Raw genomic sequence first — 17633 nt, forward strand, 5'->3', positions numbered from 1 at the left:
CCCATTTTCCTGTCATCGCCGTCATGCCCACGCCACTCGCCGCGCTCAGGACAGCAGTTCCAGCGCCGCGCGGGACAGCGCCTGCACGCCCAGCGCGATGCAGCGCTCGTCGGGCTGGTAGAAGGCGTTGTGCAGCCGGTCGTCCCGGCCCGGCGCGCCGGAGCCGATCAGCATCTGGAAGGCGGGCATCCGCTCGGAGAAGGCCGAGAAATCCTCCGACCCCATGCTCGGCTCCCCCTCCTCCGGCTCGACGCCGAGCTGCGTCCGGATCGCCGCCACCGAGGGGGCGAGCACCCGGTCGTCATTCACCAGCGGCGGCACCCGGCGGGCATAGTTCAGCTCGCAGGTCACGCGCATCCCCACCTCCAGCCCGGCCACCAGCCGGCGGATCGCCGCCTCGGCGGTGTCGCGCGCCTCCGGATGCAGCGTCCGCACCGTGCCCTTCAGCGCCACCCGCTCGGGGATGATGTTATAGGTCGTGCCGCCCTGGAACATGCCCACCGTCACCACGGCGGGGTGCAGCGGCCGCACCTCGCGGCTCACCACCGTCTGCACCTGGGCCACGAACTGCGCCGCCGCCACGATCGGGTCCACCGCCGCATAGGGATGCGCCGCGTGCCCCGACTTGCCCCGGATCGTCAGGTCGAACAGGTCCGAGGCCGCCAGCCCCGCCCCGCGCACATAGCCGAAGCTGCCGACCGGCTTGTCCGGCACGTTGTGGAAGCCCAGCGCCATGTCCACGCCCTCCGCCGCCCCGTCGGCGATCATGGCGGCGGCACCCTCCAGGATCTCCTCCGCCGGCTGGAAGACCAGCATCACCCGCCCCGCCAGCATCGGCGCGATCCCCCGCAGCACCTCCGCCACGCCGAGCAGCGTCACCGTGTGGATGTCGTGCCCGCAGGCATGCATCTTCCCGGCCACAGTGCTGGCGAAATCCTGCCCCGTCTCCTCGTGGATCGGCAGCGCGTCCATGTCGGCGCGGATCGCCAGGGTCGGCCCCGGCCGGCCGCCCTCGATCACCCCCAGCACGCCCGTGCGCCCCACCCCGGTCCGGTGCGGGATGCCCAGCCGCGCCAGCTCCGCCGCCACGATCCCGGCGGTCCGCACCTCCTCGAAACCCAGTTCCGGATGCGCGTGAATGTCACGGCGCAGGCCGATCAGCCGCTCTTCGGCGGCCGCGGCGATCCCGGCGATTCGGCCGGTGGGGTCGTTGGAACGCATCTCTGTCACGGGGCGTCTCCGGAGGGCGTCGGCACCCGCGCCGGCCGGGGCCGGTGGGGTCGCGCGGGTGGGAAAACCGGGTGGAAAAACGGGCGGGGCGAAGGCCGCCGCTGCCCGGCAGCATAAAAAAGGTGGGCCATCCCACAAGGGCACTCCCTTGCGACGGAGTGTTTCCCCGCATTACGCTTCATCAACTTCAAAGTCAGGGGAGGACCAAGGGGATGCCGCGTGCGAACGCCGCCATCGCCGGGCGCGGGCAGCGCCAGGCGTCAGGAGATCCGGCGCGCCCGGCCTTTCGCGTCCTTATCCGTGCCTTTGCTGGACACTGCCTCTCCCCCAACCGGGGTGGCCAGGAAGGAGGCGATGCCCGGCCCGAACCGGCCGCGTAGCGCGATTCGGAGACAACACGCGTGAAGATCAACACGAAGGACCTGATTTCCGGGGGGCTGCTGGCGCTGCTCTCGGTGATCGGGCTTTGGCTGAACACGGAGCATACGCTGGGCGACGCGCGGCGCATGGGCCCCGGCTACATGCCGATGCTGGTGTTCGGGCTGCTGCTGGTGCTGGGGGCGCTGGTCATCCTGGTGAGCCTGCGCAGCGGCCCGGACCCGCTGGAGCGCTGGACGAGCATGGACCTGACCACGGTGCTGATCGGCACCGCCGCCGGCCTGGTGGTCTGGCAGGTGCTGGAGCGCATGGGGGTGGGCGAGGGCAACTGGCGCCAGATCGGCTTCGCCTTCGTGGTCGGCCTCGGCATCATGGCGGCCTCGCCGGGCTGGCGCCCGCTGGCGCTGGTCAGCGTCTCCATGGCGGTCTTCGCCCTGGCGCTGGAACCGCTCGGACTGGTGGTCGCCCTGGTGCTCAGCCTCACCGTCAGCGCCTTCGCCGACAGCAGCCATACGGTGAAGGGCGTGCTGGGCATGCTGGTGGCGCTGATCGTGATGGCCTGGGTCATCTTCATCTGGCAGCTCGACATCCGGGTGCCGGTCTGGCCGACGGCCTTCTGAGAGCAGACGCACCATGGACCTCATCGCCAACCTCGCGCACGGCTTCGGCGTCGCGCTCTCCTTCGACAACCTGCTCTTCGCGCTGCTCGGCGCCCTGATCGGCACCGCCATCGGCGTGCTGCCGGGCATCGGCCCGGTGGCCACCATCTCCCTGCTGCTGCCCATCACCTTCGGCCAGCCCGCCACCACCGCCATCATCATGCTCGCCGGCATCTACTACGGCGCGCAGTATGGCGGCTCGACCACCGCCATCCTGCTCAACCTGCCCGGCGAGGTCTCCTCGGTCGTCACCACGCTCGAGGGCTACAAGATGGCCCGCAACGGGCGGGCGGGGGCGGCGCTGACCATCGCGGCGCTCGGCTCCTTCTTCGCCGGCACGGTGGCGACCCTGGTGGTGGCGGCCTCCGGCCCGCTGCTGACCCAGGTGGCCCTCTCCTTCGGCCCGGCGGACTACTTCTCGCTCATGCTGCTCGGCCTGATCATCTCGGCGGTGCTGGCCCAGGGCTCGGTGGTCAAGTCCATCTCCATGGTGGTGCTGGGCGTGGCGCTGGGCCTGGTCGGCACCGACGTGCAGACCGGCCAGCAGCGCTTCACCTTCGGCATCCCCGAACTCTCCGACGGCCTGGGCTTCGCCTCCATCGCCATGGGCATGTTCGGCATCTCCGAGATCATCCTCAACCTCGAGCGCCCCGAGGCGCGCGAGGTGCTCAAGACCAAGATCGGCAGCCTGTGGCTGACCAAGGAGGAGTTCCGCCGCGCCACCCCGGCGGTGCTGCGCGGCACGGTGCTGGGCTCGGTGCTGGGCATCCTGCCCGGCGGCGGCGCGGCGCTTTCCGCCTTCGGCTCCTATATGCTGGAGCGCAAGGTGGCCAAGCACCGCCACGAGTTCGGCAACGGCGCCATCGAGGGCGTGGCCGGGCCGGAATCGGCCAACAACGCCGCCGCCCAGACCTCCTTCATCCCCCTGCTCACCCTGGGCATCCCCGCCAACGCGGTGATGGCGCTGATGGTCGGCGCCCTGATCATCCAGGGCATCCAGCCCGGCCCGCGCATGGTGGAGGCCCAGCCCGACCTGTTCTGGGGCCTGATCTGCTCCATGTGGATCGGCAACCTGATGCTGCTGGTCATCAACCTGCCGATGATCGGCATGTGGGTGAAGCTGCTCAGCGTGCCCTACAAGTACATGTACCCGGCGATCCTGATGTTCTGCGTCATCGGCGTCTACTCGCTCAACAACAGCGTCTTCGACGTCTACCAGACGCTCGCCTTCGGCATCCTGGGCTACGCCTTCACCAAGCTGAACCTCTCGGCCGCCCCGCTGCTGATCGGCTTCGTGCTCGGCCCGATGATGGAGGAGCACCTGCGCCGCGCCATGCTGCTCTCCCGCGGCGACGCCTATGTCTTCATCGACTTCGCCAACCGCCCCATCAGCGCTTCCCTGCTGGTCATCTGCGCCCTCGTCCTCGGTTCCATGATGCTCCCCGCCCTGCGCAAGAAGAAGGACGAGGCCATCGCGGAGTGATTTCATAAAAGAGAAATGTCCGAAAATAGAAGCGGGCCGTCTGGCCCGCTTCCCTTTTGTGCAGCGCTCCGCTAGGTCGTGAGGCTACCGAGCGTTAAGGACCTGCGCGATCGATGACAGCTGCCGCTGCGTCTCTCATCCCTGTCGTCCTCTGCGGAGGAACCGGCACCCGGCTTTGGCCCCTGTCGCGTGAGGGATACCCGAAGCAGTTCTGGCCGCTCGCCGGCGAGAAGACCATGCTTCAGGCCACCGCGAGCCGCGCCCAGGGCCCTGGCTTCGCGCCCCCCATCCTGGTCGCCTCGGAACCGCACCGCTTCCTAGTGGCCGAGCAGTTGCGCGAGGACGGCATCGAGGACGCCCGCATCGTCCTGGAGCCGGAGGGCCGCAACTCCGCCCCCGCCATCGCCGCCGCCGCCGTGATCGCCGCGGAGCAGGACCCGCGCGCCATCCTCTGGATCATGGCCGCAGACGCCGTGATCGGTGACAAGGACGCGCTGCTGGAGGCGGTGAAGCTGGCCGCCGAGGCCGCCCAGGCCGGCTCCATCGTGGCCTTCGGCATGAAGCCGACCGCGCCCGAGACGGGCTATGGCTACATCGAGGCCGGCGACCCGCTGCCGCAGGTCGAAGGCCTCTTCAAGATCAAGAGCTTCGTCGAGAAGCCGGACGCCGCCACCGCCCGCCACTTCCTGGAAGGCGGCCGCCACCTCTGGAACTCCGGCATGTTCGTGGCCTCCGCCGCGACCTGGCTGGCGGAGCTGGAGCGCCTGGCGCCCGAGCTGATGGAGGCCGTCCGCGCCTCGGTGGAGGGCGCCAAGCGCGACCTCGACTTCGTGCGCCTCGACGCCAAGGCCTTCTGCAAGGCCCCCTCCATCTCCATCGACTACGCGGTGATGGAGAAGACCCCGCATGCCGTGGTCGTCCCCGCCTCGCTCGGCTGGTCCGATGTCGGCTCCTGGGACGCACTCTGGGCCGTCTCGCCCAAGGACGAGAAGAACAACGCCACCCACGGTCCGGTCCACCTGGTGGATGCCGAGGGCTGCTTCGTCCGCTCCGAGGGCATGCTCACCGGCGTGGTCGGCCTCAAGGACGCCGTGATCGTCGTCACCGAGGACGCCGTGCTCGCCATGTCCCGCGACAAGGCGCAGGACGTGAAGAAGCTGGTGGAGAAGCTCAAGGCCGCCGGCATCAAGGAAGCCACCGAGCATCGCCGCGCCTATCGCCCCTGGGGCCACTACGAGGGCCTGATCCTCGGCAACCGCTTCCAGGTGAAGAAGATCCAGGTCCGCCCGGGCCAGAAGCTCAGCCTGCAGAAGCACCACCACCGGGCCGAGCACTGGGTCGTGGTGAACGGCACCGCCATCGTGGAGCGGGATTCCGAGCGCATCCTCGTCCGCGAGAACGAGAGCGTCTACCTGCCGCTGGGCTGCGTCCACCGCATGGAGAACCCGGGCATGATCCCGCTGACCCTGATCGAGGTGCAGTCGGGCTCCTATCTCGGCGAGGACGACATCGTCCGCTACGAGGACAGCTACGGCCGGGCCTGAGGCCCAGCCCTTCCCCGGCTGGCACCCGCCACCCGGTACGGAACACGGAGACGGGCGCTTCCTGCCGGGGAGCGCCCGTTTCCGTTCCAGGACTGCCGGCCTGGGCGTTTCCGCCCGGGCCAGCACCGCACTCAACGCTGCCTTGCGGGCGGAGGGGCTGACGGTGCCCGATCCGGAGATCACACTCTCCACCCTCGGCGGCGGTCCCCACTGCCCGGCCCCCCCTATCACGCGAAGCGGAGCGAAACGCCCATGAACATCCAGTCGAGGCCCGTGGACCAGGTGATCGCCGAGGCCCGCGAATTCCTGGGCGACCGCCTCTCCACAAACCAGGCGGTGCGGGAACAGCACAGCCGGGGGGAGGACACCACCACCCCCACCCTGCCCGACGCCGTCGCCTATGCGCAGACCACCGAGGAGGTCTCCCGCCTCCTCGCCCTCTGCCACCGGCATGAGGTGCCCGTGACCGCCTTCGGCGCCGGCACCTCGCTGGAAGGCCATGCCAACCCCGTCCGCGCCGGCATCAGCCTGGACCTGTCGCGCATGGACCGCATCCTGGAGGTCAGCCAGGAGGACATGGACTGCCTGATCGAGCCGGGCGTCACCCGCCACCAGCTCAACGACCACCTGCGCGACCAGGGCCTGTTCTTCCCGGTCGATCCCGGCAGCCACTGCACCATCGGCGGCATGTGCGCGACCCGCGCCTCCGGCACCAACGCCGTGCGCTACGGCACGATCCGCGAGAATGTCATGGGGCTGGAGGTCGTCCTCGCCGACGGCCGCGTCATCAACACCGGCTCCCGCACCCGCAAGGCCGCCAACGGCTACGACCTCACCCGCCTGGTCATCGGCTCCGAGGGCACGCTCGGCATCATCACGAAAATCCGCCTGCGCCTGCACGGCATCCCGGAGGCCACCTCGGCCGCGGTCTGCCAGTTCCAGACCCTGCGCGGCGCCGTGGAATGCGTCATCGCCACCATGCAGGCCAGCATCCCCGTCGCCCGCATCGAGCTGGCGGACGAGATCCAGATGGAAGCCTGCATCCGCTACTCCAGGCTGGAAGGCTACCAGCCCCTGCCCACCCTCTTCCTGGAATTCCACGGCTCGCCCTCCGGCGTGCAGGAACAGGCGGAAACGGTTCAGGAACTGGCCGACGGCTTCGGCGGCAGCGGCTTCGCCTGGGCCACGGATGCGGAAACCCGCAACCGGCTCTGGAAGGCCCGGCATGACGCCTACTGGGCCGCGGTCGCGCTGAAGCCCGGCTCGCGCGGCATGGCCACCGATGTCTGCGTGCCCATCTCCCGCCTCGCCGAGGCCATCGTCGGCGCGAAGGAGGACATCCTCGCCTCCGGCATGACCGCGCCCATCGTCGGCCATGTCGGCGACGGCAACTTCCACACCACGATCCTGGTGGACCAGGAGGCCCCCACGGCGCAGGACCGCGCCTGGGAGCTGGACAAGAAGATCGTCGCCCGCGGCCTTTCCCTCGGCGGCACCTGCTCCGGCGAGCATGGTGTGGGCCTCGGCAAGCGGGAGTTCCTGGAGACCGAGCATGGCCCCGAGGCCCTGGCGGTGATGCGCTCCATCAAGACGGCGCTGGACCCCAAGGGCATCCTGAACCCGGGCAAGATCTTCCGGAACTGACGCCTCCTCCTCCCCCGGCGCCCAGCGGCGCCGGGGGGGGGCCGCCCCGAAAGACTGGAACGGCCCGGCCGCCGCCGGAATGCCCGAGGGGTGACGAACACCCCCGGGCGGATCACGGGAAGGAAGACGCCCCCTCATGTCACGGCCCCATCCACGACCAGAGGCCACACCCCCGGCCGCCCCACGGGCCACCCCAAGGACGGGGACCGCCGCCGAGGCCGGCGCCGGCTTCGTCCTGCCGGTCCTCGCCCTGGCGCTCGGCCACATGCTGTCCAACGCGCTGCGCACCCTGCCGGCCATCGCCGCCGACCGCATCCAGATCGACCTCGGGCTGACGGCGGAGGGCCTCTCCAGCCTCACCGGCTCCTATCACATCGCCTTCGCCCTGGGTCAGATCCCCGTCGGCGTGGCGCTGGACCGCTTCGGCGTGCGGCCGGTCTCGCTGGCCCTGCTCGCGATCGTCTGCGCCGGCACGCTGATCGCCGCCCTGGCCGGCGGGCCGGCCGGCTTCCTGCTCGCCCAGATCGTCCTCGGCTTCGGCTGCGCGGGCGCGCTGATCGCCCCGATGACCCTGGCCGCCAAGCGCATGAGCCCGGCCCGCTTCGGCCTCTGGAGCGGGCTGATCCAGGCCGTCGGCAACACGGGCATGCTGCTCTCCGCCTCCCCCCTCGCCTGGCTGGTGGAGCAGGAGGGCTGGCGCGCCGGCTTCTGGGCGGCGCTCGGCTTCGGCCTCTTCGCCCTGGCCTGCACCGCCCTGCTGGTGCGGGACCGGCCGCTGCCCGGCACCGAGAGCCACCGCTCCCTGCTGGGCGACGCGATCGAGGTGCTGCGCCTCGCCGTCTCGCGCCGCCTGCGCGGGGCGGTGGTGCTGGCCTTCTGCTCCTTTGCCATCGTGGTCTGCCTGCGCGGCCTCTGGGGCGGCCCCTGGCTGATGCTGGACAAGGGGCTGGACCGCCTGCACACGGGCCATGTCCTGCTGCTGGCGACCCTGGCCCTGATCCTCGGCACCATCGGCTGGGGCCTGGTGGACCGCCGGCACGAGGGCTGGCGCCGCCGCCTGCTGATCAGCGGGCACCTCACCGCCGCCGCCGCCATCGGCCTGCTGGTCGCGGGCGGCCCGGACGGTCTCCTCGGCCCCCTGCCGGTGGGCTGGGACCTCGCCATGCTCACCCTCTTCGGCCTCAGCATCGGCGTGCAGCTGATCTTCGCCGCCACCCGCGCCCTGGTGCCGCCGGAACAGACGGGCAAGGCGCTTTCCGCGGTGAACCTGTCCTTCTTCCTCGGGGCCGCCGTGCTCCAGCCCGGCTCCGGCATGGTGGCCAGCCGGGCGGGCACCGGCGCGGCGCTGCTCTTCCTGGCGCTGGTGGTGGTGCTCTGCACCCTGGTCTTCGCCTGGCTGGGGCGCCCCAGCCCCACACCGGCCCAATCCTGACCTGGCCGCGCGGGTGGGGGAGCGGCACGAAGCCCTCCACCTGCCCCACGAGATCGTTAACACCCCGCCGACGATAAGGGATTGTCGCGCCGCGCCCCGGATGGCGAGTTGCCATCCCGCAGTCTGCGCGGAGAGTGCCATCGTGCGAGGTTCCCTCACCCTCATCCCGCACCGGCCCTGGAAAGGGAAGGCCGCAGGGAAAGCCATGACGGGACCGGCCGGGGAACATACGCCAGCACAATCATTCACGAATGTAAGTCTTGACCGGCGGCCCTCGCCGGGCCATCCCTCCGTTTGACGCCCCGCCCCGAATCTGTCCGGGGCCGGAGACGGACAAGAACAACGCCGGAATCCCACTCGCGAGCCCCCGCGGTTCCGCGGGCGGTGCCGTCCGGAGCCCCATCAGACCGCACCCGGGCCGCTCCCCGGTTGTCCGCGGATACGCCTGGAGTAGCCACGATGTTGGGACGTATCGCCAAGGGCTCGCTCGGCCTCTCGCTGGGCTGGTCGGCGCTCCTTGCGCCAGCCACCCTCGTCGCTTCCACCTTCGCCACGCCGGTCCTGCTGCCGTCGCTCGGCCTGTCCGCCCTGGCCCCCGCGGCCTGGGCCCAGGGCGCGCCACAAGGCCCGCCGGCCGTCGGCGTCATCGAGCTGAAGCCGCGCCCGGTCACGGAAAGCACGGAATTCGTCGGCCGCGTCGAGGCCACGGACCGCGTGGACCTCAAGGCCCGCGTCACCGGCTTCATGCAGGAGCGCCTGTTCCAGGAAGGCCAGGAGGTCAAGCGCGGCGACGTGCTCTACCGGCTGGAGCGCCCGCCCTTCGAGGCCCAGGTGGCCCAGGCCCAGGCCTCCGTCGCCTCGGCCGAGGCGGAGCTGACCAATGCCCGCGTCTCCCTCGCCCGCGCCCAGGACCTGGCGCGCAGCAACTACGGCACCCGCGCCAACCTGGACACGGCGACCGCCCAGGAACGCACCGCCAACGCCAACCTGCTCTCCGCCCAGGCCCAGCTCCGCGTGGCGCAGATCAACCTCGGCTACACCAACATCATCGCGCCGATCGACGGGCGGATCGGCCGCACCAACCTGACCATCGGCAACGTGGTGAGCCCCGATACCGGCACCCTGGCGACCATCGTGTCGCAGGACCCGATGCGCGTCTCCTTCCCCATCAGCTCCCGCGCCGCCACCCAGCTCTACCAGCGCTATGCCAATCGTGGCGGCATCGACGCCGTGCGCGTCCGTATCCGCCTGAACACCGGCGACCTGTACCCCGAGAGCGGGCGGATCGAGTTCATCGACAACCAGATCAACCGCAACACGGACACGATCCTGGTGCGCGCCCTCATCGCCAACCCGGTGCGCGGCCACACCCCCAATGGCGGCACGGTGCCCAGCCGCTCGCTGATCGACGGCCAGTTCGTCAATGTCTATGTCGAGGGCGTGGAGCCGGTGCAGGCCATCGTGGTGCCCCGCGCCGCCGTGCTGCAGGACCAGCAGGGCTCCTACGTCTTCATCGTGGACGGGGAGAAGAAGGCCCAGCGCCGCGACGTCACCCTCGGCCGCGCCCTCGGCGCGGATACGGTGGTGGAGAAGGGCCTGAACCCCGGCGACACCATGATCACCGAGGGCATCCAGCGCGTCCGTCCCGGGCAGGTGGTGAACCCCGCCCCGGCCGCGCCCGCCGCGGCCCCGGCCGCCGGCCCGGTCCAGCCCGGCAGCGCCCCCGCCGGCAGCGCCCCCGCCGGCAGCGCCCCAACCAGCGCCCCATCCGGCAATGCCCCCGCCGGCACGCCCCCGGCCAGCGCCCCGAACGGCGGCAGCCAGCCGGGCGGCAGCCAGGCGCCCTCGACACAGCCGGCCTCCCCGGCCCAGCGGAATCCCGGCTGACCGACGATGATCTCCTCCCTCTTCGTCGACCGGCCGAGGCTGGCCTTCGTCATCTCCATCGTGATCACCATCGCGGGTGCCATCTCGCTGATGCGGATCCCGGTGGCCCAGTTCCCGGACATCGTGCCGCCCCAGGTGCAGGTCAGCGCCACCTATCCGGGCGCCAATGCCGCGGTGATCGAGAGCACCGTCGCCCAGGTGCTGGAGGCGCAGATCAACGGCGTCGAGAACATGATCTACATGTCCTCGAAGAGCGCCAATGACGGCACCTACAGCCTCACCGTCTCCTTCTCCCTCGGCACCAACGGCGACATCGCCACGGTGAACGTGAACAACCGCGTCCAGGCCGCCCTGGCGCGGCTGCCGCAGGAAGTCCAGCGCAGCGGCGTCACCGTGCGCAAGCGATCCTCCTCGGTGCTGCTCTTCGCCACCCTCTATTCCGAGGGCAACGCGCAGTCGCCGCTCTTCCTGTCGAACTACTTCACCATCAACATGAAGGACACGATAGCCCGCGTCCCGGGCGTGGGCGACGTGTCGATCTTCGGCGCGCAGGACTATTCCATGCGCGTCTGGTTCAACGTGGACCGCCTGGTCAGCCTGAACCTCACCCCCTCCGACATCGTCGCGGCGGTGCAGGCGCAGAACGTGCAGGCCGCGGTGGGCCGCCTGGGCGGCCAGCCCGCGCCGGACACGCAGCAGTTCCAGATGACGCTGCAGACCCAGGGGCGCCTGACCAGCCCCGAGGAATTCGGCAACATCATCATCCGCGCCAACACGGACGGCTCGGTGCTGCGGCTGCGCGACATCGCGCGGCTGGAGCTCGGCGCGCAGACCATGGAGACGGAGAACCGCTTCAACGGCCAGCCCTCCGTCGCCTTCGCGGTCTACCTGTCGCCGGGCGCCAACGCGGTGAACGTCGCCGCCGCCGTGCACAAGACGCTGGAACAGCTCAGCCAGCGCTTCCCCACGGGGATGAAGACCCAGGTCTTCTACGACACCACCGACTTCGTGAACGACACGATCCACGAGGTCATCCGCACCCTGATCGAGGCCTTCGTCCTCGTCGTCGCGGTGGTGTTCTTCTTCCTCGGCTCCTGGCGCGCCACCATCGTGCCGACCATCGCCGTGCCGGTCAGCCTGATCGGCGCCTTCATCGTGCTGCTCGGCCTCGGCTACTCGGCCAACACCATCTCGCTGCTCGCCATGGTGCTGGCCATCGGCATCGTGGTCGACGACGCCATCGTGGTGGTCGAGAATGTCGAGCGCGTGATGGAGGAGGAACCCCACCTCACCCCGGCCGAGGCCACCAAGAAGGCGATGAGCGAGATCACCGCGCCGATCATCGCCATCACCCTGGTGCTGCTCTCGGTCTTCGTGCCGATCGCCTTCATCCCCGGCCTTTCGGGCGAGATGTTCCGCCAGTTCGCGGTGACCATCTCCGCCTCGATGCTGATCTCGGCGGTCAACGCCCTGTCGCTCTCGCCGGCGCTGTGCTCCATCCTGCTGCGGCCGAGCCCCCATGCGGCCCATGGCGGCGGCCGGCGCGGCATCATGGGCCGCGTCCTGAACGGCATCGACTGGACCCGCGACCGCTATGCCGGGATCGTGGCGCGGCTGGTCCGCGTCTCCGCCCTGTCGGTGCTGCTGATCGCGGTGCTGGCCTTCGGCACCTGGGAACTGTCGCGCCGCACCCCCACGGGCTTCCTGCCCGCGGAGGACCAGGGCGCCTTCTTCGTCCAGGCCCAGCTCCCCCGCCGCCAGCGTCTCCCGCTCGCGCGAGGTGGCCCGGCAGATCGAGGACATGGTCCGGCAGAACCCGGCCGTGCTGGGCACCCTCTCGGTGGTCGGCTTCTCCCTCATCGACGGCGGCGCCCAGTCCAACTCCGCCTTCGTCGTGGTGCGCATGAAGCCCTTCGCCGACCGGGAGGGCGCCATGGGCAGCGTCCAGGCCGCCATCGGCCGCGTCTTCGGCCAGGTGCAGTCCATCCGCACCGCCAATGCCTTCGCCTTCAACGTGCCGCCCATCCAGGGCCTCGGCACCGGCGGCGGCTTCGAATACGTGCTGCAGGACTATGAGGGCCGTTCGCCCGCCGATCTCGGCTCCGCCGCCCTGGGGCTGATCGCGGCGGCGAACCAGGACCCGCGCCTGTCGGCGGTCTTCACCACCTTCACCGCCAACACGCCGAGCCTCTACCTCGACGTGGACCGCGACAAGGCACAGGCCCTCCAGGTGCCGATCAGCAGCATCTTCTCCACGCTGCAATCGACCCTCGGCGGCTACTACGTGAACGACTTCAACCTCTTCGGCCGCACCTGGCAGGTGAACCTGCAGGCCGAGTTCCCCGACCGCGCCAATGTCGAGGACCTGTGGCGCATCTTCATCCGCAACTCGAACGGGGAGATGGTCCCGCTCAGCGCCCTGGCCACGGCCCGGGTGGTGCTGGGGCCGCAGACCATCGGCCGCTACAACAACTACCGCGCCATCACCATCCAGGGCTCGCCGCGCGCCGGCGTCTCCTCGGGCGATGCGCTGAACGCGATGCAGGAACTGTCGGGCCGCACCCTGCCCGCCGGCTACGGCTTCGAATGGACCGGCACCGCCTACCAGGAACGCCTGGCCTCCGGCCAGACGGGCATCATCCTGGCGCTCGCCGTGCTCTTCGCCTTCCTCTTCCTCGTGGCCCTCTACGAGAGCTGGACCATCCCGGTGCCGGTGCTGCTCTCGGTGATCGTGGCCATCACCGGCGCCTTCCTCGGCGTGCTGTTCAGCGGGCTCTCGCTGGACATCTACGCCCAGATCGGCCTCGTCGTGCTCATCGCCCTCGCGGCGAAGAACGGCATCCTGATCGTGGAATTCGCCAAGGAGGCCCGGGAGGGCGGCAAGAGCATCCGCGAGGCCGCCATCGAGGGATCGCGCCTGCGCTTCCGCGCGATCATGATGACCTCGATCGCCTTCATCCTCGGCCTGTTGCCGCTGGTGACGGCGACCGGCGCCGCCGCCGCCTCCCGCCGCGCGGTGGGCACGCCCGTCTTCTGGGGCATGCTCGCCGCCTCGCTGGTCGGCATCTTCTTCATCCCCATGCTCTACGTGACCTTCCAGTCCCTGCGCGAGCGCGTGAAGGGCTGGATGGGCAGCACCGGGGAGACCGCCCGCCGGCCCAGCCGGCGGCCTGATCGCGGAAGACACGCACCGGGACGGGCCCCGCCCGCCCCGGTGCCCGCGCCGCCCTATGCCACGGCGCGGAACCCCAGGACGAAGTCGATCACCTCGTCGAGCGGCATCTCGCAGGGCCGCAGCAGCGCCTTGCCTTCCCTGCCCAGATAGATGTTGCAGCTGATCCGGCCGGTGCCGCCCAGCTCCTCACCATACAGCCAGCGCCGGCGGCCATCGCCCGAACTGGCGAGCGTGACGCCATAGCGCCGGCCGGCATAACGCCCCTCGCTGTAGCCCTGCGGCAGCCTTCCCAGCCTCGCCAGGAAGGCCTCGACCCTGTCGCTCATGGCGCGACAACGTCCAGGGACATCCGATGTCCCCCCGGTTCATGCACAGGCCCGAAATTCTTGCCAAATTAGGAATATTTTGCTATTCCTGAGCCATGTCCCACCCTGCTCCCCTCACCGACAGCGAGTTCGCCACCCTCCAGCCCTTCCTCCATGCCCCTTCGGACATCCCCCGCCGAGGCCGCCCCACCGACCACCGCGCCCGGCTGGACGCCATCTTCCACCTCGCCGGCACCACCCTGCCCTGGTCCGCCTTGCCAGGCTGCTTCGGTCCCCACGCCACCGTCGCCCGCCACTTCCGCCGCCTCACCCATGCCGGCTTCTGGGAACGCCTCCTCGCCACCCTGGCCAAGGCCCCGCCGCACCACCCGCTCCAGGCCCTGCGCCACCGCATCTGCCGCGCCGCGCGCCGTGCCCACCGCCTCCTCGGCCCGCGCCTGGCCCTCCTCGCCCGCCGCCTGGAACTCCGCGAAGCCCTGCCTGGCCCGCCCTGGCTGCTCCCCGACCCGGATTTGTCCGAAACCCTCGCCCGCGCGAAAATCCCGCCCTTCCCAACGGCTTACGGCTCGGTCACGCCCTACCGGCGGATGCTCCGCGCCCTGGCCGCCCTGCATCGCACCGCCGCCGGCCGCGCCCGCCTCCCCCGCTCCCTGCGCCTGGGCTGGCTCTGATGCGATGCCCACCGCATCCGTCCCCCTTCCCAGCCGCCCCGCTCCCGGCCGATGATGCCGGCCGGTTTCCGGGTGGGAGCACAAGAATCATGGCCAAGTTCGGCCTCAGCCAATCCCTGCGTCGCGTCGAGGACCCTCGCCTCCTGAAGGGCGAGGGCCGCTACACCGACGACCTCACCGTCGCCGGCGCCGCCACGGGCTACCTGCTGCGCAGCCCGCACGCCCATGCGACCATCCTCTCCATCGACACCGCTGATGCGCGGGCCATGCCCGGCGTGCTCGCCATCTACACGGCGGAGGATCTGGCGGCGGACGGACTCGGCCCCCTGCCCCATGCCGGCAGCCTGAAGAACCGCGACGGCTCGCGCTCCGCCAATGCCCCGCGCTTCCTGCTCGCCAGCGGCAAGGTGCGCCATGTCGGCGATCCGGTGGCCTTCGTGGTCGCGGAAAGCCTCGGCGCCGCCAAGGACGCGGCCGAGGCCATCCTGGTGGACTACGACCCGCTCCCCGCCTGCACCGACCTCGCCACGGCCAACGACCCCGGCCAGCCCCTGGTCTTCGACGATGTGCCGGAGAACCGCGTCTTCGACTGGGCGATCGGCGACAAGGCGAAGACCGACGCGCTCTTCGACTCCGCCGCGCATGTCACGCGCCTGACCGTGGTGAACAACCGCATCGTCGTCGCCTCGATGGAGGGCCGGGCGGCGCTCGCGGAATACGACCCCGCCACGGAACGCTTCACCCTCCAGGCCACCAGCCAGGGCGCCTGGCACCTGAAGGACATGCTGGCCGAGCACGTCTTCAAGCTGCCCAAGGAGAAGTTCCGCGTCGTCACCCATGATGTCGGCGGCGGCTTCGGCATGAAGCTCTTCTGCTACGTCGAATACGGGCTGGCCTGCTACGCCGCCCGCAGGCTGGGCCGCCCGGTGAAGTGGACGGCGGAGCGCAGCGAGGCCTTCGTCTCCGACACGCATGGCCGCGACAACATCACCCTGGGCGAGCTGGCGCTGGACAAGGACGGGAAGTTCCTGGCCCTGCGCACCCGCAACCTCGCCAACATGGGCGCCTATCTCTCGCAGTTCGCCGGCTTCATCCCCACCGCCGCGGGCACCAAGGTCCTCGCCAGCGTCTACGGCTTCCAGGCCATCTACGCCCATGTCATCGGCGCGCTGACCCACACCACCCCGGTGGACGCCTATCGCGGCGCCGGCCGCCCCGAAAGCAACTACCTCGTCGAGCGCCTGATCGACGCCGCCGCCCGCGAGCTCGGCATCGACCGTGCCGAACTGCGCCGCCGCAACATGGTGCCGCCCAGCGCCATGCCGCACACCACCCCGGTCGGCCAGAAATACGACAGCGGCGACTTCGCCCGGGTGCTGGACGAGGCGCTGGAGCGTGCCGACTGGGCCGGCTTTCCCGCCCGGCAGGCGGAGGCCCGCGCCCGCGGCAAGCGGCGCGGCATCGGCCTCGCCTACTATCTCGAAGCCACCGGCGGCGACCCGAGCGAGCGCGCCGAGGTCCGCTTCACCGAGGACGGGCATGTCGAGGTCCTGGTCGGCACCCAGTCCACCGGCCAGGGGCACGAGACCGCCTACACCATGATCATCGCCGAGCGCCTCGGCGTGCCGGTGGACAGGATCCGGGTCCGCCAGGGCGATTCCGACGAGATCCCGACCGGCGGCGGCACCGGCGGCGCCCGCTCCTCTATTCCGAAGGGACCGCCCTGCTCGCCACCGCCTCCACGGTGCTGGAACGCGGCAAGCAGGCGGCCAGCGAGGCGCTGGAAGCCTCGCCCGCCGATATCGAATTCACCACCAGCGGCGCGCTCGACGGCGGCGGCCGCTTCAGCATCGCCGGCACCGACCGGGGGATCGGCATCCTGGAGCTCGCCGCCCGCCAGCGCGCCGCCGCCGCGCGGGGCGAGCCGGCGACGCTGCTCGACGCCGCCGAGGTCGCCGAGGTGCCCTTCGGCACCTTCCCGAACGGCTGCCACATCGCGGAGGTCGAGGTGGACCCGGAGACCGGGCTGATCGAGGTCGCCCGCTACCTCGTCGTCGATGACGTGGGCCATGCCATCAACCCGCTGATCGTGCGCGGCCAGGTGCATGGCGGCGTCGCCCAGGGCATCGGCCAGGCGCTGCACGAGCGCACGGTCTATGACCCGGAAAGCGGCCAGCTCCTCTCCGCCTCCTTCATGGACTACGCCCTGCCGCGCGCCGAGGACCTGCCCGCCATCGAGGTGGATCTGGTCGAGATCCCCTGCGAGACCAACCCGCTCGGCGTGAAGGGCGCCGGCGAGGCCGGGGCGGTGGGCTCGCCGCCCGCGGTGATGAACGCGCTGGTCGATGCCCTCTCGGCCGATGGCGTCACCCATCTCGACATGCCCGCCACGCCCGAGCGCGTCTGGCAGGCCCTGGCCAGGGTGGCCTGATGGGGATGGCGCCGCCGGATCGCCCCCCCGGCGGCGCTCACCCCATCCCTGTCCGGATCGTACCCGGAATGCCCGTCAGGGCAGGGTGATACGCGGCATGGCGCAGGTATCGAGGCCCTTCCGGTCCTCCACCCCGCCATCGGCATAGACCACCCGCAGGTCATAGACGCAGGCCCCCGGCTCCCGCGCCACCGAGCGCGCCGCCCCGGGCGGGATGGCACCCCGCGGCCCCAGCAGCTCCGGCCCCCAGTTCCCCGCCGTGGAAGGCGTGGCGTAGAGCTGCGTGACCGCGCGGCCGGAGCGGTTCACCAGGCTGAAGGCCGCCGCGCCGGGCACCATGCCGTCACCAGTGCCATATCCGGGGCCATATCCGGGGCCAGCGCCACGCGGCACGGGTGCGAAGACCACCTGCCGCTGCTGGCAGACATCGACGCCGCGCTGGTCCAGCACCAGCCCCGCCACGGTCACGGCCCGCAGGTCCAGCATGCAGCCGCCCGCCCCGTCCAGCCGGATACGGCGGCTGCCGCCATCAGACAGCGGGCCGCCGCGCAGCCGCTCCGGCCCCCAGTTCGGCACCTGGGCCGGCGTCGCATAGACCGAGCGGATCGCCTCCCCCGTGCGGTTGAGCAGGGTGAAATCGGTTCCCTGGGCCCGGGCGGGACCGGCCATGACCAGCAGGGCAACCAAGGGGGCAGCCAATGGGGCAACCCAGAAGGCGACCGGAACGGCAGGCCGGATCATCTCCCCACTCCTTTCACGATGGCCGGTGCCGG

The 17633-nt window shown here is 70.8% G+C and carries 10 protein-coding genes and 2 pseudogenes; 9 read left to right on the top strand and 3 right to left on the bottom strand.

Going from position 1 to position 17633, the window contains the following annotated elements; genetic code table 11:
* Positions 1-45: 45 nt before the first annotated feature.
* On the bottom strand, positions 46-1221 hold the full coding sequence (locus MVG78_RS15460; RefSeq protein ID WP_247560465.1) for a M20 metallopeptidase family protein: 1176 nt from the start codon (positions 1219-1221) through the stop codon (positions 46-48).
* Between the two features lie 410 nt (positions 1222-1631).
* On the opposite strand from MVG78_RS15460, the gene MVG78_RS15465 reads away from it, so the two are divergent.
* From MVG78_RS15465 to MVG78_RS15495, 7 genes and pseudogenes are all read left to right on the top strand, one after another.
* Complete coding sequence (locus MVG78_RS15465; RefSeq protein WP_247552911.1) at positions 1632-2228, top strand: tripartite tricarboxylate transporter TctB family protein; 597 nt, start codon at positions 1632-1634, stop codon at positions 2226-2228.
* 13 nt (positions 2229-2241) lie between these two features.
* Entirely contained in the window at positions 2242-3750 is a 1509-nt protein-coding gene (locus MVG78_RS15470; RefSeq protein ID WP_247552913.1) for a tripartite tricarboxylate transporter permease, read from the top strand.
* 113 nt (positions 3751-3863) lie between these two features.
* Complete coding sequence (locus tag MVG78_RS15475) at positions 3864-5294, top strand: mannose-1-phosphate guanylyltransferase/mannose-6-phosphate isomerase (RefSeq protein WP_247552914.1); 1431 nt, start codon at positions 3864-3866, stop codon at positions 5292-5294.
* 252 nt (positions 5295-5546) lie between these two features.
* Entirely contained in the window at positions 5547-6938 is a 1392-nt protein-coding gene (locus MVG78_RS15480; RefSeq protein WP_247552916.1) for an FAD-binding oxidoreductase, read from the top strand.
* A gap of 136 nt (positions 6939-7074) precedes the next feature.
* On the top strand, positions 7075-8370 hold the full coding sequence (locus MVG78_RS15485; protein WP_247552918.1) for an MFS transporter: 1296 nt from the start codon (positions 7075-7077) through the stop codon (positions 8368-8370).
* 459 nt (positions 8371-8829) lie between these two features.
* The gene (locus MVG78_RS15490; RefSeq protein WP_247552920.1) at positions 8830-10257 is read left to right on the top strand and encodes an efflux RND transporter periplasmic adaptor subunit; all 1428 of its coding nucleotides are present in this window, start codon (positions 8830-8832) and stop codon (positions 10255-10257) included.
* A gap of 6 nt (positions 10258-10263) precedes the next feature.
* Positions 10264-13582, top strand: a pseudogene (locus MVG78_RS15495) (efflux RND transporter permease subunit).
* Here MVG78_RS15495 and MVG78_RS15500 read toward each other — a convergent pair.
* The gene (locus MVG78_RS15500; protein WP_247552922.1) at positions 13486-13758 is read right to left on the bottom strand and encodes a hypothetical protein; all 273 of its coding nucleotides are present in this window, start codon (positions 13756-13758) and stop codon (positions 13486-13488) included. The pseudogene MVG78_RS15495 and the gene MVG78_RS15500 overlap by 97 nt on opposite strands.
* Positions 13759-13853: 95 nt before the next feature.
* Here MVG78_RS15500 and MVG78_RS15505 point away from each other — a divergent pair, with 95 nt between their 5' ends.
* A complete protein-coding gene (locus MVG78_RS15505) occupies positions 13854-14429 on the top strand; it encodes a transposase (protein WP_247552924.1) in 576 nt (191 codons plus the stop codon).
* Between the two features lie 89 nt (positions 14430-14518).
* A pseudogene (locus MVG78_RS15510) lies at positions 14519-16860 on the top strand (xanthine dehydrogenase family protein molybdopterin-binding subunit).
* Positions 16861-16935: 75 nt separating this feature from the next.
* On the opposite strand, the gene MVG78_RS15515 reads toward MVG78_RS15510, so the two are convergent.
* Positions 16936-17601, bottom strand: coding sequence for a hypothetical protein (locus MVG78_RS15515; protein WP_247552926.1), 666 nt, complete (start codon positions 17599-17601; stop codon positions 16936-16938).
* Between the last annotated feature and the right edge of the window lie 32 nt (positions 17602-17633).

This window comes from Roseomonas gilardii subsp. gilardii, assembly GCF_023078375.1.
GTDB classification, from domain to species: Bacteria; Pseudomonadota; Alphaproteobacteria; order Acetobacterales; family Acetobacteraceae; genus Roseomonas; species Roseomonas gilardii.

Bases quoted from the DNA above. Each gene is read 5' to 3' on its own strand.
- MVG78_RS15485 (WP_247552918.1), top strand. From the start codon at position 7,075: ATGTCACGGCCCCATCCACGACCAGAGGCCACACCCCCGGCCGCCCCA.
- MVG78_RS15515 (WP_247552926.1), bottom strand. From the start codon at position 17,601: ATGATCCGGCCTGCCGTTCCGGTCGCCTTCTGGGTTGCCCCATTGGCT.
- MVG78_RS15490 (WP_247552920.1), top strand. From the start codon at position 8,830: ATGTTGGGACGTATCGCCAAGGGCTCGCTCGGCCTCTCGCTGGGCTGG.
- MVG78_RS15460 (WP_247560465.1), bottom strand. From the start codon at position 1,221: ATGCGTTCCAACGACCCCACCGGCCGAATCGCCGGGATCGCCGCGGCC.
- MVG78_RS15475 (WP_247552914.1), top strand. From the start codon at position 3,864: ATGACAGCTGCCGCTGCGTCTCTCATCCCTGTCGTCCTCTGCGGAGGA.
- MVG78_RS15470 (WP_247552913.1), top strand. From the start codon at position 2,242: ATGGACCTCATCGCCAACCTCGCGCACGGCTTCGGCGTCGCGCTCTCC.
- MVG78_RS15480 (WP_247552916.1), top strand. From the start codon at position 5,547: ATGAACATCCAGTCGAGGCCCGTGGACCAGGTGATCGCCGAGGCCCGC.
- MVG78_RS15505 (WP_247552924.1), top strand. From the start codon at position 13,854: ATGTCCCACCCTGCTCCCCTCACCGACAGCGAGTTCGCCACCCTCCAG.
- MVG78_RS15500 (WP_247552922.1), bottom strand. From the start codon at position 13,758: ATGAGCGACAGGGTCGAGGCCTTCCTGGCGAGGCTGGGAAGGCTGCCG.